Raw genomic sequence first — 13,584 nt, forward strand, 5'->3', positions numbered from 1 at the left:
CGCCGGGCGGGTGATTTTCTTGCCCGAGGTACAAATTGACTTTCTAGAGCATCTACTCTAGAACCAAAGCACAACGTCGATAAAGGAAGCCGCGTATGTCCGCCGAACCCGCCTGGAAGCCCGCAACGCAGCAGCCGCTCAGCGAACTGCTCGCGCTGCAGCGCAAGGCGTTCGCCGCCAACCCCATGCCGACCGCCGGCCAGCGTCGGCAATGGCTCAACACCCTGCGCGACCTGCTCAGCGCCGAGCGCGAAGCGCTGATTGCGGCGATCAGCAGCGATTTCAGTCACCGCAGCGCCGATGAAACCCTGCTCGCCGAGTTGATGCCCTGCCTGATGGGCATCGATGACGCACGAAAGAATCTACAGAAATGGATGAAACCGGCACGGCGCAAGGTTGGCATCGCCTTTCAGCCGGCGTCGGCGAAGGTCGTGTATCAGCCGCTGGGCGTGGTTGGGGTGATCGTGCCGTGGAATTACCCGCTGTTTCTCGCAGTAGGGCCGATGATCGGCGCGCTGGCAGCTGGTAATCGGGTGATGCTCAAGCTCAGCGAGTCGACGCCCGCTACCGGTGAACTGCTCAAGCGGCTATTTGCACAGGTATTCCCGGAAGATCTGGTCGCGGTGGTGCTGGGCGAGGCCGAGGTCGGCATCGAGTTTTCCAGGCTGGCGTTCGACCACTTGTTGTTTACCGGCTCGACCAGTATCGGCAGGCAGGTGATGCGCGCCGCCGCCGAAAATCTCACGCCGGTGACGCTGGAACTGGGCGGCAAGTCGCCGGCTATCGTTTCCGTTGACGTGCCGCTCAAGGACGCTGCCGAACGGATAGCCTTCGGCAAGACTTTGAACGCCGGGCAAACCTGTGTCGCGCCGGATTACGTGCTGGTACCGGAAGATCGTGTCGAGGGTTTCGTCGAAGCTTACCGGCACGCGGTGCTCGGGTTTTATCCGACGCTGACCGACAACCCGGATTACACGGCAATCATCAATCAGCGACAACTGACGCGCCTGACCGGCTACCTCGAAGACGCCACCCGCAAGGGCGCCAGAGTAATTACGCTATACGATCAGGGCCAGGACCGGCGCATGCCGTTCAGCCTGTTGCTCAATGTCAGCGACGACATGCTGGTCATGCAGGATGAAATCTTCGGGCCATTGCTGCCGATCGTGCCGTACAACCGCATCGACCAGGCATTTGCCTACATCAATCAGCGCCCTCGCCCGCTGGCCTTGTATTACTTCGGCTACAACAAGGCCGAACAACAGCGCGTACTGGAACAAACCCATTCTGGCGGCGTGTGTCTGAACGACACGCTGCTGCACGTTGCCCAGGACGACTTGCCTTTCGGCGGCGTCGGCCCTTCCGGCATGGGCCATTATCATGGCCGCGAAGGGTTTCTGACCTTCAGCAAGGCCAAGGGGGTGTTCATCAAACAGCGATTCAACGCCGCCCGGCTGATCTATCCGCCCTACGGCAAGGCGATTCAACGGTTGGTGTATCGGTTGTTTATTCGGTGAGGAGCCCGGTTTTATCATTGTGGGAGCGAGCTTGCTCGCGAAGACCGCCGAGTGTCCGACACATCATTGGGGCGTGAAATATTGCCTTCGCGAGCAAGCTCGCTCCCACGGTTTGCCGCGTAACAATCTCCACCGCCGACTTGGCCCATGGGGATTGCTGCGATACCATCCGATTCCCCAAGGACTCCGACCAGGACGACGCGATGAACCGAGTGTTGTATCCAGGCACCTTCGACCCGATTACCAAGGGCCATGGCGATCTGGTCGAACGCGCCTCGCGCCTGTTCGACCAAGTGGTCATTGCCGTGGCCGCCAGCCCGAAGAAAAACCCGCTTTTCCCTTTGGAACAGCGAGTGGAGCTGGCCCGCGAGGTCACCAAACACCTGCCGAATGTCGAGGTGGTGGGCTTTTCAACGTTGCTCGCCCACTTCGCCAAGGAACAGAACGCGAATATTTTTCTACGCGGCCTGCGGGCAGTTTCCGACTTCGAGTACGAGTTTCAACTGGCGAACATGAACCGCCAACTGGCACCGGACGTGGAAAGCCTGTTTCTCACCCCGTCAGAGCGTTATTCGTTCATATCTTCCACATTGGTCCGTGAAATTGCGGCTTTGGGCGGGGATATCACCAAATTTGTGCATCCGGCTGTCGCCCAGGCGCTTACCGAACGTTTCAAGCGCTAAGCTCTTTATCGGCAACGCCAGGGTGCATCGAATCTTGTAATGCGGCACAATTCGCCGCATTAGATTTCATATGCCCCGGCGCTGTCCGCGGCAGGAGTGCTTCATGTCCCTGATCATCACTGACGATTGCATCAATTGCGACGTTTGCGAACCCGAGTGCCCGAACGAGGCGATTTCTCAAGGCGAAGAGATCTACGTGATCAATCCAAGCCTGTGTACCGAATGTGTTGGCCATTACGACGAGCCGCAGTGTCAGCAAGTCTGCCCCGTGGACTGCATCCCGCTGGATGAAACCCACGTCGAGAGCAAGGATGAGCTGATGGCCAAATACCTGATTCTAACCAGCAAGGTGTAGTACCGGCATCCGAGTCCTCGCCGAAACCGGGCTGTTCAGCCTGTCGACCAAAAGCGAGCCCCGCATGATTCCAACGCAACAGTTGCAGCACTATTTGTCGAGCGCACTATTTGCCCTGTGCTTGCTTACCGCACACGTTGTCCTTGCCGCAGAATCGAACCCCTCTGCACAACACGCCGCCATTGCCAGCCCACACCCTGAAGCCACCGCCGCCGGTCGGGAAATCATGGTTGCGGGCGGCAACGCCTTCGACGCGGCCGTGGCCGTCAGTGCGGCATTGGCGGTGGTTGAACCCTACGGGTCCGGTTTGGGCGGCGGCGGGTTTTTCCTGCTGCGCCAGAGTGGTGAACGGCCTCGCTATATTTTTCTCGATGCCCGGGAAAAAGCGCCACTGAAGGCCACCTACGACCTGTACCGCCGTGACGGCAAAATCCAGCCTTCCCTGTCGCTCAACGGCCCGCTCGCCGCCGCGATACCCGGTTTGCCCGCCGCGCTGGTGGAGTTGGCCGAACGTTACGGCAAGCTTCCGCTGAGCATCTCCATGGCACCGGCCGTTCGCCTGGCTTACCGAGGCTTCGCCGTCGACTCGATCTATCGCCAGCGCGCCACGGCCCGTCTGTCCGCCCTGCGCGACGATCCGGAGAGCGCGCGACTGTTTCTGCGCCGCGGTGAAGTGCCAGCGCTGGGTGAAATCATCAAGCAGCCGGAACTGGGCGCGACGCTGAACCGCCTGGCGGATCGTGGTCGCGAAGGTTTCTATAACGGGCTGACCGCGCAATCGCTGATCAACGGCGTGCGCGCGGCTGGCGGGATCTGGTGCCTGGATGACATGGACCGCTACCGGGTTATCACTCGCGAACCGCTGCGCTTCAAGCTGGACGAGAAACGCGAGCTGATCAGCGCCCCACCACCTTCGGCTGGCGGCATTGCCCTGGCGCAGAGCCTGACGATGCTCGGACAATTGCCGTGGCGCGACGCCGACAAGGTGCAGCGTGCCCATTACGTGGTGGAAGTGCTGCGCCGCGCGTATCGCGATCGGGGTTTGCTCGGCGATCCGGATTTTGTCGCCAATCCCGTCAGCCATTTGCTGGATCGGGAATACCTGACGCAAATGGCCAGCAGCATCTCCCCGCGCGATGCCACGCCCAGCAGCAGCCTGCGGCCATCGCCGCTATGGCGCGAGGGTGAACACACGACGCACTTCGCAACCCTGGACCGCGACGGTAACGCGGTAGCGGCCACGCTGTCCGTGAATCTGCCGTTTGGTTCGGCCTTCACGGCGCCGGGCACAGGCGTGGTCTTGAACGATGAGATGGACGATTTTGCCGCCGACCCGCGAGGCAGCAATGCTTATGGGCTGGCGGGCAGTCAGGCCAACTCCATTGCGGCCGGCAAGCGGCCACTGTCGAGCATGAGCCCGAGCTTCATTGAAAGTCCGACCGAATTCACTGCCTTCGGTACCCCCGGCGGCAGCCGAATTCCGAGCATGGTGTTGCTGTCGATGCTGCAATACCTGGACGGCCAACCCATCGCGACCTGGCCCGCAGTGCCGCGTTATCACCATCAATATCTGCCAGACGTCATCGAACACGAACCGGGCGCGTTCAGTACCGGGGAAATGATTGATCTGCAGGCGCGCGGCTACACGCTCAAGGACATCAAGCATGTCTATGGCAATCAGCAGGTGCTGTTCTGGCACAAGGACAGCGGCAAGGTCGAAGCCGCGAGTGATCCTCGCGGGCTGGGGGTTTCGCAGCAATTCGATCCGAAGGTCTGGGAAGTTTCGCCCTGACTTGCAGGTTATTCGCGCTTGTTGTAGCCGTCGCCGGTGCAGCCCAGGCAGCGTACGAACGCGGCTTTGCCCGGATCAACGACCAACGCCTTGCCCGCATCGCCAATACCGCCGCCCATTGCCGTGAACGGCAGCGCGACGACAAATAACCCGGCACCCACGACGGTCGCGACGATCAATAACGGCCGAGCGATCAGCAGGTCGCCGATCATGGCGTAGGCGGGCGGGTTCTGGATGCTGTAGACCGGATCACCGCTGCCCTGAGCTGGCGGCTGCGCCAACGCCGGCATCGCCTGCAATCCGAAGAGCAGCGTCAGAGTGGCGGCAAGAATACGAAACGGATTCATGGCATGGTCCTTCAGGCGCAGCGGATTGGGATGCCGTTCACTATAAACAGCGATGGGGCTTAAGCAAGGGGCGCAGGTGTTGATTTGAAATGCATACCGTAATTGGATGGACTCGCCCAAGCCGAGGCGTCTGTAGCGCCACGGTGGCATTCTTAAGAAGCCAACGACAGCGAGGGCGAGTCCATGAAAAAGCATACGACCAAAAATAACGCCTTGTCTTCAGCCGACGTGTCGGCTTGTTCGACAGTGGCGGTAGATCTTGCCAAGAATGTGTTCCAGGTGGCCGGGGAAGATGCCCTTGGTCAGGTCATTTACGAAGAGCGGATCAAGTCACGCGAAACCTTTGTGGCCTTTTTACAAAAACTGCCGGCAGGCGTGACGGTGCTGATGGAGACCGGCCCTGGCGCGCAGGCTTGGGCGCGGCTGTTGCAAGCACAAGGCAATCAGGCGCGAATTTTACCGGCGCAACATGTCGCCAAACATCGTAGCGGTGCCAAAAATGATCGCAACGATGTGCTGGCGATATTGCGTTCAGGACGAGATGTAAACATTGCGCCAGTGCCAGTCAAAAGCACCGCACAACTGGCCATGCAGGCTCTGCATCGTGCTCGACAAGGGTATGTAAGGCGGCGCACTGCAATGGGTAATCAGATACGCGGGCTGTTGCTGGAACAGGGCATTGCCATGGCGCAAGGGGCGGTGACCCTCAGCCGAAATGTCCCACGTATATTGGAAGATGCCATCCAGCCATTGCCGGATATGTTGCGCGAGCTGATTGATGAAATGCTGGGCGAATGGAGCCATCTGGGTGAGCGCATCGATGTACTGACGGGCCGTCTGGAAGCAGCAGCGCGCGAAGATGAGACAGCAAAGCGTCTGATGACAGTGCGCGGCATCGGCCCAATCATCGCCACCGCCTTGCTGGCCAAACAGACTGAGCCTGAGCGTTTCGCCAATGCCCGAATGTTTGCTGCCTACTTCGGCACGGTGCCCGAGCAGCACAGCAGCGGGCAAAAAATCCGATTGGGAGGAATTTGCAGACGCGGAGATGGCTATATTCGCAGCCTGTCGATTCAAGGAGCGCACGCCGTGTTAAGGCAGGTGAAGCCTGATTCGGAGCATCCCGATGATCGCCGGCTAAGACGCTGGCTAAGTCAGCATGGTCAAAAAGGAGCAGCCGTAAGGTTGGCCAATAGAAACCTGCGCATCGTCTGGGTGCTGCTGCAAAACAATCAGACCTATCGTCGTCAGCCTGCAGGTTGCCAGGAGGCGACGATGAATCATTAATCAACAGAGTTCTGCCACCGGGGTGCTGAGTCACCTCAACCGCTGCTGAAGAACATTGACCCCAGGTCAGACCGTCGCGGATAGATGCCTGCGGTCCTACTGGCCCTTTGAGGCCTTAACGTAATCGGCATACCGCGAGCTTACCCAATGTTGGCCAGAAGCCGTAACGCTTCCTCGAACAGGCCTTATACATAGATGCAACCGGGTAGCAGTGTTCAAAAGCAGGTTGAAAGTGTGGGCGAGTCCATACATAGGACCGGCTTTAGCCGGGAGAAGGCCAGCACAGCTGGAGTATTTGCGGCGGCAGATTCTTCGCTCTCCCGGCTAAAGCCAGTCCTACGGCTCCCGTGAATGCCGTTCACCATCAGGAGCTCTGATCATCTCTGGCATTTCGGACAATACACACTCGCCCGCTGCCCCAGCTTGATCTCCCGCAGGGTTGTGCCGCAGACCTTGCAGGGTTGGTCGCCGCGACCATAAGCGAACAGTTCCTGCTGGAAGTAGCCCGGTTTGCCGTCGCCACCGGTGAAGTCGCGCAACGTCGTGCCGCCACGCTCGATGGCATGGGCCAGGATGCGCTTGATTTCCATGGCAAGCACCAGATACCGCGCCCTGGAAATGCTCTTGGCCTCCCGGCGCGGATCGATGCCCGCAGCGAACAACGCTTCGGTCGCGTAAATATTGCCGACACCCACCACCACGGCGTTATCCATGATGAACGGCTTCACGGCAATCGTCTTGCCACGGGAGCGTTCGAACAGACGCTCGCCGTCAAACAGATCGGTCAACGGCTCCGGCCCGAGACGGATCAACAGTTCGTGGTTGAGGGGATCAAGGCTCCAGAGCATCGCCCCGAAACGGCGCGGATCGGTGTAGCGCAGGGCCAGCCCGGATTCCAGCTCGATATCCACGTGCTCATGCTTGAGCGCGGGCAAGCCGACCTCAACCAGACGCAGATTGCCCGACATGCCCAAATGGCTGATCAACGTGCCGACTTCGGCCTGAATCAGCAGGTATTTGGCGCGGCGCTCGACCAGCACGATTTTCTGACCCGACAAGCGCACATCGAGGTCTTCCGGGATCGGCCAGCGCAGGCGACGATCACGCACAATGACGCGGCTGACCCGCTGACCTTCCAGATGAGGCGCAATGCCTCGGCGGGTGGTTTCGACTTCAGGTAATTCAGGCATGGGCAACTCGGTGGCGCGCGGGTGAAAGGCCGTCAGCGCAAAGTCAGTGTGCGGCCAGTTCGCGAATGCTTTCTTTAAGGTTTTCGAAATCGTAATCGGACAGACCGACGTAATCCAGAATCAAATGCCCGATAGCATTCCATTCATGGTCTTCGCTCTGATTGCCCAGCACCCGATGGGACGCGCAGATATGCTCGGCCATTTTCAGTACCGCCAGGAGATTCTTCAGCGGCGCATTGCGCCCGGAATCATCCTGGAAAATCGCCAGCGCATTGTGATGGTTGGCTATCGCGTTGCTGACATGCTCCGGCAAACGCCAGGATTTGGCGGTGAAATACCCCACCACGGCATGGTTGGTACTCAACGCCTCGTTTTCGGTGTCCACCACGCGCATGGCCGGGCCGGCATTGGCATAGCCTTGCTCAAGCACGTCCATATAGTTGGGGAAACGCTTGAGCATCAGCGGAATACCACAATCATGAAACAGACCCAGCGCGTAGGCTTCGTCCGCGGTTTGCGAGCCGATGCGCTTGGCCAACGTCATGCTGGTATTGGCCACGTCCTGCGCCGAATCCCAGAAACGGTTCAGCGTTACGATGGTTTCGTCCGACATCTCACCCTTGATCGACAGGGCGTTGATCAAATTGATGACGGTGCGGCTGCCCAGCAGATTCACGGCGCGCTGGATCGAGGCGATCTTGTTGGTGAGCCCGTAATGCGACGAATTGACGATTTTCAGGAGCGCCCCGGACAATCCGGGATCCTGCGAGATCAGGCGGGAGATCACGCCCAGATCCGGGTCCGGCATGTACTGCTCCATCTGCAAATCCACCATGATTTGCGGCTGCGGCGGCACGCTAATGCCTTGCAACGCCTGCTGGATTTGCTCGGGGGTTAGCTCTTGGGACATAGGTACGCACTCGGGGGCAGACCTGGATTCTACCCCCTGAGGCCGCCAATTCCATAACCACTGATTCATAAGCTTTACACGTTCGAAGCGCCGACACTTCGAACGCTCAAGTCCAACCTGCGCAGCGCATTCAAATGAATGATAAAAAACGTGGCAAGCTTGCGTTCAATGAACGAATTTCATGCGTTACAAAGTTTGATTCCCGACAGGTCCAGTACCGCTAGCCGGTTAATTACCGTGATCTCGGCCCCAGAACGGCATGACGCGCTATAATCCCGCTCTTTTTTCCGGAGCGACGTCATGTCCCTGCCTAGCTTGCGCCTCAAAGCCAACGCCGACCGTCGCCTGCGCGCCGGTCACCTGTGGGTCTACAGCAACGAAATCGACGTAGCCGCGACCCCGCTGAACGGCTTTGCCGCAGGCGACCAGGCCCTGTTGGAAGCCGCTGGCGGCAAACCGCTCGGCATCGTGGCCATGAGCCCCAACAACCTGATCTGCGCACGCCTGGTTTCGCGCGACATCAAGTTGCCGCTGGACAAATCGCTGCTGGTGCATCGCATCAACGTCGCGCTGTCGCTGCGTGAGCGTCTGTTCGACAAGCCGTTCTATCGACTGGTCTTCGGTGACTCCGACCTGCTGCCGGGTCTGGTGGTTGATCGTTTCGGCGACATTCTGGTTGTCCAGCTGGCTTCGGCCACCATGGAAAACCTCAAGGACGACGTCATTGCTGCTCTGGTCCAGGTACTCAAGCCAAGCGGCATCCTGTTCAAGAATGACTCGGCTGCCCGCGACGCCGAAGGCCTGAATCGCTATGTCGAAACCGTCTTTGGTCTGGTTCCGGAGTGGGTCGCGCTGGAAGAGAACGGCGTGAAATTCGAAGCGCCGGTCATGGCCGGGCAGAAAACCGGCTGGTTCTACGACCACCGCATGAACCGCGCGCGCATCGCCCCGTACGTCAAAGGCAAACGCGTTCTGGACTTGTACAGCTACATCGGCGGCTGGGGCATCCAGGCGGCCGCGTTCGGCGCCAGCGACGTGACGTGCGTCGACGCGTCCTCGTTCGCCCTGGACGGCGTGGAGCGTAACGCCGCGCTGAACGGTTTCGCGGAAAAAATGACCTGCATCGAAGGCGATGTGTTCGAAGCACTGAAAGAGCTGAAGGCCGGCGAAGAGCGTTTCGACGTGATCATCACTGACCCTCCGGCGTTCATCAAACGCAAGAAGGACATGAAGAACGGCGAAGGCGCGTATCGCCGCCTGAACGAGCAAGCCATGCGTTTGCTCAGCAAGGACGGCATCCTGATCAGCGCTTCATGCTCGATGCACCTGCCGGAAGATGATCTGCAAAACATCCTGCTGACCAGCGCCCGCCATCTGGATCGCAACATCCAGCTGCTGGAACGCGGCAGTCAAGGCCCGGATCACCCGGTCCACCCGGCCATCGCCGAGACGCGCTACATCAAGAGCATCACTTGCCGATTGCTGCCTAACAGCTGAGTTCGGCTGATAAATCCCGGCCCGCTGCAATGGCGGGCAGGGATATTCGTTGGAGCGAGGAGCCAACTTGTTGGCGAGGCGGAGTTTCAGGCCCCTTCGCGAGCAAGCTCGCTCCCACACAAGTTCGCTCCAACAGGGCTACCGCAAGTCCGAATTCCTGCACGCCTCGCATCCAGTAATGAACCTGAAACCATTCCCACTGTCTGTGACTTGGGGATAAAACGGATGGCGTGTCGGACGTAGAACCCAAACGGGCTTCAGCTGTGCGTCAGCCCGTCGCCAAACTCCGCAGCAGTAGCAGCGATATGCCTGGCAATCGTTGCCCCATCTTTACCGGCCCGTGCATCGGCGCCTTTATCTTTTCCTTTCATCGAAGATAACAATGTCTATGTCTCGTCACCTTTCTGCCTTCCTCTCTCGAATCCCACAACTGCTGAACCAGCCGCGTCGCGCCATTGTTGGTGCCGGCTTGCTCGGCGGCCTGCTCGCGCTGTGTGGCCCAACCCACGCCGCAGAAGCCAAAGCCAACGAACGCTGGGTCAGCGACAGCCTCAACACCTTTGTCCGCAGCGGTCCAACCGATGGCTACCGGATTGTCGGCACCCTGAAGTCCGGACAAAAAGTCGAATTGCTCAACACTCAAGGCGACTACAGCCAGGTCCGCAGCGAAGGCGGCGGCACCGTATGGATTCCCAGCAGCGACTTGCAGAGCATGCCAAGCCCTACCGAACGCTTGCCGGAACTGTCCCAGCAAGTGGTGGACCTGACCAGCCAGTTGAAAAACATCGACGACACCTGGAAGACCCGCGTGCAAGGCATGCAGGAGACGCTGGACACTCGCAAGAAATTGATCGACGAACTCGAAGCCCGCACCAAGGACCTCAACGCGCAACTGGTCGATAGCCAGTCGGAACTGCGCAGTTCCCAGGCCAAGCTTGGCGACGAAAACAAACAGGTGCTGATGCGCTATATGGTTTACGGCGGCAGCATCGCCGGCGCCGGATTACTGGTCGGCCTCATCATTCCCGCGCTAACCCGTGGCCGCAAGAAGAATGATGGGTGGGTTTGATCGATTCGCGATTCGCGGATTAAGCCCCGGCCTGTAGGAGCGAGGCTTGCCCGCGAATGAGGGCGGTACATCCCGCCGAAGGTGGAAACCAGAATCGACGTCTTCGGGGACAAGTCCCCTCCTACCGAATTGACGTTTGAGGCGCGATGTTACTGGTCGTACTCGCCTGCCGCTTCCGGCTGATATTCCACTGCCAGCAAGGTGAGCTTGAGGGTTTTGCCGCTCGGCGCGGGCCAGTCGATGTGCTGGCCGACTTGCAGGCCCAGCAAGGCGGTGCCCATCGGGGCGAGCACGGAAACGGTGCCGTCGGGGCCGGAGTCCTGCGGGTAGACCAGTTTCAGGTGGTAATCCTTGTGGCTGATTTCTTCGCGGCAATGCACGCGCGAATTCATGGTCACGACACCTGCAGGTACTTCATCGTGGCCAACCACTTGATCAGCGCGGTCCAACTCGGCTTGCAGCGCCTCGACGCCCGGCGCGTTTTCGCCTTGCTCGGCGATCAATTTCTCAAGGCGCTGCACGTCGAGTCGGGTGAGGATGATGGAAGGTGGGGTGCTCATGGAGGCAGACTCCTTATTTCTGCGCGACATAAAACAAAACCCCACCGGATTCGGCGGGGTTTCAGGACGAGCTTCGATGAATGAAGCATGTCTGGACACTAACACAGACGGACAAATACACAACCTGACGGGCGGGTCAGGCCCGCCTCAGCCTTCGGCGGCTTGATTTGGGTCAGACAATGCGCGGCGCGCCTGGGCGCCTGCGCAAATTTGCCGGCGACGCTCGTCGTCGGCCGAGCGCCATTCGCGGATATCTTCGACATGGCGAAAACATCCGAGGCAGACTTTCTGCTCGTCCAGGCGGCACAGGTTGATGCACGGCGAAGCCACCGCCGGGCTGATGTTGCTGAACAAGGGTTTCGGCGCACGCACCGGTGCGGTTGTAGCCGTATCAGTCACCATCAGATCTCGTCGAAGTCGAGCTCGACGCTCGCCTGCTCAAGGGTGATGCGCGCCAGCATTTCGCTCAACAGCTCATCGCTGGAGTCGCAAACCCAACGTTTTTCTTCTTCGTCGTAGTCGAAGTGAAAACCGCCGGAACGCGCGGCCAGCCAAAGCTGACGCAAGGGTTCCTGGCGACTGAAAATCAGTTGGCTGCCGTTTTCGAACTTGACGGTCAGCACGCCAGCGGAGTTTTCCAGATCAACGTCCAGACCACTCTCGTCGAAAATATCTTCCAGCGATTGCTGGGTGGCATCGACCAGATCGTGAAAACGGGCTTCGGTCAAACTCATTACGTGAACCTCGAAAAGTGTCTACTGACGGCGCAGCGACGCAAGATACGGTCGCTTAAACGTAAATGCAAAGCTTACCCGCTCAACGAGCATGGTAGACGCCAATAATCCGCACGCCAGGCCCAAACATGGCCCAACCGCGTCAAACCCCCGCCGGACGGGAAGCCCGCCACGTAGGCAAGGCGCTGGGTGGCCGGTATACTCGGGCGCAATTAATGCTTTTACAAAGGATTTCGCCATGAAGCGCCTGATCTCTTCGCTTGCTGCGCTTGTCGCGGTCGCCTGTCTTGTTGCCGCCTGTGGTCAAAAAGGCCCGCTTTATCTGCCTGACGACACCAAATCTCCAGACGAACAAGCCAAGTCGCAATCGCATAAGCATCTTTAAGGGAATTACATGGACGCCTTCAACTACCGCGACGGTGAGCTGTTCGCGGAGGGAGTAGCGTTGTCTGCCATTGCCGAGCGTTTCGGCACGCCGACCTACGTCTATTCCCGTGCGCATATAGAAGCGCAGTATCGCGCGTTTGCCGACGCGCTGAGCGCCATGCCGCACCTGGTGTGTTTTGCTGTCAAAGCCAACTCCAACCTGGGCGTGCTCAATGTCCTGGCGCGTATGGGCGCCGGTTTCGACATCGTGTCCCGTGGCGAACTGGAGCGTGTGCTGGCCGCTGGCGGTCAGGCCGACAAGATCGTGTTTTCCGGCGTCGGCAAGACCCGCGATGACATGCGGCGCGCCCTGGAAGTCGGCGTGCATTGCTTCAACGTCGAATCCACCGACGAACTTGAGCGCCTGCAGATCATTGCGGCTGAACTGAATGTTCGTGCGCCGATCTCCCTGCGCGTCAATCCGGACGTCGATGCGGGCACGCATCCGTACATTTCCACCGGCCTGAAAGAGAACAAGTTCGGCATCGCCATTGCGGACGCCGAAGACGTGTACATCCGCGCCGCGCAGCTGCCGAATCTGGAAGTGGTCGGCGTCGATTGCCATATCGGCTCGCAACTGACCACGCTGGAGCCTTTCATCGATGCGCTGGATCGCCTGCTCGCGCTGGTTGATCGCCTCGGTGATTGCGGCATCCACTTGCGTCATATCGATCTGGGCGGCGGGCTCGGCGTGCGTTATCGCGACGAAGAGCCGCCGCTGGCGTCGGACTACATCAAGGCCGTGCGTGAACGCCTGGACGGTCGCGACCTGTCGCTGGTCTTCGAACCCGGCCGTTTCATCGTCGCCAACGCTGGCGTGCTGCTGACCCAGGTCGAGTACCTCAAGCACACCGAGCACAAGGATTTCGCCATCGTCGACGCGGCGATGAACGACCTGATCCGCCCGGCGCTGTATCAAGCCTGGATGGACGTCACGGCGGTTCGCCCGCGCGATACTGCGCCGCGCACCTACGATATCGTCGGCCCGATCTGCGAAACCGGTGACTTCCTGGCCAAAGGCCGCGAACTGGCACTGGCTGAAGGCGATCTGCTTGCCGTGCATTCGGCAGGCGCCTACGGTTTTGTCATGAGCTCGAACTACAACACCCGTGGCCGCACCGCTGAAGTACTGGTCGACGGCGCGCACGCTTTCGAAGTACGCCGCCGGGAAACCGTGGCCGAGCTGTTTGCCGGCGAAAGCCTGCTGCCGGAGTAAC

Annotated in this window: 15 protein-coding genes; 9 read left to right on the plus strand and 6 right to left on the minus strand. The window is 59.6% G+C overall.

Features of this window, described 5'->3' with window-relative positions:
* Nucleotides 1-95: 95 nt before the first annotated feature.
* From AABC73_RS27610 to ggt, 4 genes are all read left to right on the plus strand, one after another.
* Nucleotides 96-1,517 carry a coniferyl aldehyde dehydrogenase gene (locus tag AABC73_RS27610; RefSeq protein WP_341521724.1) on the plus strand — a complete coding sequence of 474 codons (1,422 nt, stop codon included), beginning with the start codon at nucleotides 96-98 and terminating at the stop codon, nucleotides 1,515-1,517.
* A 203-nt stretch (nucleotides 1,518-1,720) separates the two neighbouring features.
* A complete protein-coding gene (coaD, locus tag AABC73_RS27615; RefSeq protein ID WP_065832524.1) occupies nucleotides 1,721-2,200 on the plus strand; it encodes a pantetheine-phosphate adenylyltransferase in 480 nt (159 codons plus the stop codon).
* Nucleotides 2,201-2,303: 103 nt separating this feature from the next.
* Nucleotides 2,304-2,555, plus strand: a complete 252-nt coding sequence (locus tag AABC73_RS27620) for a YfhL family 4Fe-4S dicluster ferredoxin (RefSeq protein ID WP_020293448.1) — start codon at nucleotides 2,304-2,306, stop codon at nucleotides 2,553-2,555.
* Between the two features lie 64 nt (nucleotides 2,556-2,619).
* On the plus strand, nucleotides 2,620-4,347 hold the full coding sequence (gene ggt / locus AABC73_RS27625) for a gamma-glutamyltransferase (RefSeq protein ID WP_341521725.1): 1,728 nt from the start codon (nucleotides 2,620-2,622) through the stop codon (nucleotides 4,345-4,347).
* An 8-nt stretch (nucleotides 4,348-4,355) separates the two neighbouring features.
* Here ggt and AABC73_RS27630 read toward each other — a convergent pair whose 3' ends face one another.
* Nucleotides 4,356-4,694: a multidrug transporter gene (locus AABC73_RS27630; protein WP_341521726.1), complete on the minus strand. Its 339-nt coding sequence runs from the start codon at nucleotides 4,692-4,694 to the stop codon at nucleotides 4,356-4,358.
* 228 nt (nucleotides 4,695-4,922) lie between these two features.
* On the opposite strand from AABC73_RS27630, the gene AABC73_RS27635 reads away from it, so the two are divergent.
* Nucleotides 4,923-5,981: an IS110 family transposase gene (locus AABC73_RS27635; protein WP_341524163.1), complete on the plus strand. Its 1,059-nt coding sequence runs from the start codon at nucleotides 4,923-4,925 to the stop codon at nucleotides 5,979-5,981.
* Between the two features lie 377 nt (nucleotides 5,982-6,358).
* Here the strand turns inward: AABC73_RS27635 and mutM are convergent, their stop codons facing one another.
* Both mutM and AABC73_RS27645 read right to left on the minus strand, forming a co-directional pair.
* A complete protein-coding gene (gene mutM, locus AABC73_RS27640; protein WP_341521727.1) occupies nucleotides 6,359-7,171 on the minus strand; it encodes a bifunctional DNA-formamidopyrimidine glycosylase/DNA-(apurinic or apyrimidinic site) lyase in 813 nt (270 codons plus the stop codon).
* Between the two features lie 43 nt (nucleotides 7,172-7,214).
* The gene (locus AABC73_RS27645; protein ID WP_341524345.1) at nucleotides 7,215-8,027 is read right to left on the minus strand and encodes an HDOD domain-containing protein; all 813 of its coding nucleotides are present in this window, start codon (nucleotides 8,025-8,027) and stop codon (nucleotides 7,215-7,217) included.
* A 354-nt stretch (nucleotides 8,028-8,381) separates the two neighbouring features.
* On the opposite strand from AABC73_RS27645, the gene AABC73_RS27650 reads away from it, so the two are divergent.
* Both AABC73_RS27650 and AABC73_RS27655 read left to right on the plus strand, forming a co-directional pair.
* Nucleotides 8,382-9,578 (plus strand): class I SAM-dependent rRNA methyltransferase, encoded by a 1,197-nt coding sequence (locus AABC73_RS27650; RefSeq protein WP_341521728.1) that lies wholly within the window; start codon nucleotides 8,382-8,384, stop codon nucleotides 9,576-9,578.
* A gap of 388 nt (nucleotides 9,579-9,966) precedes the next feature.
* Nucleotides 9,967-10,647, plus strand: a complete 681-nt coding sequence (locus AABC73_RS27655) for a TIGR04211 family SH3 domain-containing protein (RefSeq protein WP_341524346.1) — start codon at nucleotides 9,967-9,969, stop codon at nucleotides 10,645-10,647.
* 149 nt (nucleotides 10,648-10,796) lie between these two features.
* Here AABC73_RS27655 and rnk read toward each other — a convergent pair whose 3' ends face one another.
* From rnk to cyaY, 3 genes are all read right to left on the minus strand, one after another.
* A complete protein-coding gene (rnk, locus tag AABC73_RS27660; protein ID WP_341521729.1) occupies nucleotides 10,797-11,207 on the minus strand; it encodes a nucleoside diphosphate kinase regulator in 411 nt (136 codons plus the stop codon).
* A 147-nt stretch (nucleotides 11,208-11,354) separates the two neighbouring features.
* Nucleotides 11,355-11,609, minus strand: a complete 255-nt coding sequence (locus AABC73_RS27665) for a DUF1289 domain-containing protein (RefSeq protein WP_341521730.1) — start codon at nucleotides 11,607-11,609, stop codon at nucleotides 11,355-11,357.
* A complete protein-coding gene (gene cyaY, locus AABC73_RS27670; RefSeq protein WP_341521731.1) occupies nucleotides 11,609-11,941 on the minus strand; it encodes an iron donor protein CyaY in 333 nt (110 codons plus the stop codon). Before cyaY ends, AABC73_RS27665 begins: the two co-directional genes overlap by 1 nt.
* Nucleotides 11,942-12,179: 238 nt before the next feature.
* Here cyaY and AABC73_RS27675 point away from each other — a divergent pair, with 238 nt between their 5' ends.
* Both AABC73_RS27675 and lysA read left to right on the plus strand, forming a co-directional pair.
* Nucleotides 12,180-12,326: a lipoprotein gene (locus tag AABC73_RS27675; protein WP_020293438.1), complete on the plus strand. Its 147-nt coding sequence runs from the start codon at nucleotides 12,180-12,182 to the stop codon at nucleotides 12,324-12,326.
* 9 nt (nucleotides 12,327-12,335) lie between these two features.
* Entirely contained in the window at nucleotides 12,336-13,583 is a 1,248-nt protein-coding gene (lysA, locus tag AABC73_RS27680) for a diaminopimelate decarboxylase (RefSeq protein ID WP_341521732.1), read from the plus strand.
* Nucleotide 13,584 lies beyond the last annotated feature (1 nt).

The organism is Pseudomonas sp. G.S.17 (assembly GCF_038096165.1).
Lineage (GTDB): Bacteria > Pseudomonadota > Gammaproteobacteria > Pseudomonadales > Pseudomonadaceae > Aquipseudomonas.

Bases quoted from the DNA above. Each gene is read 5' to 3' on its own strand.
- cyaY (WP_341521731.1), bottom strand. From the start codon at position 11,941: ATGAGTTTGACCGAAGCCCGTTTTCACGATCTGGTCGATGCCACCCAG.
- AABC73_RS27675 (WP_020293438.1), top strand. From the start codon at position 12,180: ATGAAGCGCCTGATCTCTTCGCTTGCTGCGCTTGTCGCGGTCGCCTGT.
- AABC73_RS27655 (WP_341524346.1), top strand. From the start codon at position 9,967: ATGTCTCGTCACCTTTCTGCCTTCCTCTCTCGAATCCCACAACTGCTG.
- mutM (WP_341521727.1), bottom strand. From the start codon at position 7,171: ATGCCTGAATTACCTGAAGTCGAAACCACCCGCCGAGGCATTGCGCCT.
- lysA (WP_341521732.1), top strand. From the start codon at position 12,336: ATGGACGCCTTCAACTACCGCGACGGTGAGCTGTTCGCGGAGGGAGTA.
- AABC73_RS27610 (WP_341521724.1), top strand. From the start codon at position 96: ATGTCCGCCGAACCCGCCTGGAAGCCCGCAACGCAGCAGCCGCTCAGC.
- AABC73_RS27630 (WP_341521726.1), bottom strand. From the start codon at position 4,694: ATGAATCCGTTTCGTATTCTTGCCGCCACTCTGACGCTGCTCTTCGGA.
- AABC73_RS27650 (WP_341521728.1), top strand. From the start codon at position 8,382: ATGTCCCTGCCTAGCTTGCGCCTCAAAGCCAACGCCGACCGTCGCCTG.
- ggt (WP_341521725.1), top strand. From the start codon at position 2,620: ATGATTCCAACGCAACAGTTGCAGCACTATTTGTCGAGCGCACTATTT.
- coaD (WP_065832524.1), top strand. From the start codon at position 1,721: ATGAACCGAGTGTTGTATCCAGGCACCTTCGACCCGATTACCAAGGGC.
- rnk (WP_341521729.1), bottom strand. From the start codon at position 11,207: ATGAGCACCCCACCTTCCATCATCCTCACCCGACTCGACGTGCAGCGC.
- AABC73_RS27620 (WP_020293448.1), top strand. From the start codon at position 2,304: ATGTCCCTGATCATCACTGACGATTGCATCAATTGCGACGTTTGCGAA.
- AABC73_RS27665 (WP_341521730.1), bottom strand. From the start codon at position 11,609: ATGGTGACTGATACGGCTACAACCGCACCGGTGCGTGCGCCGAAACCC.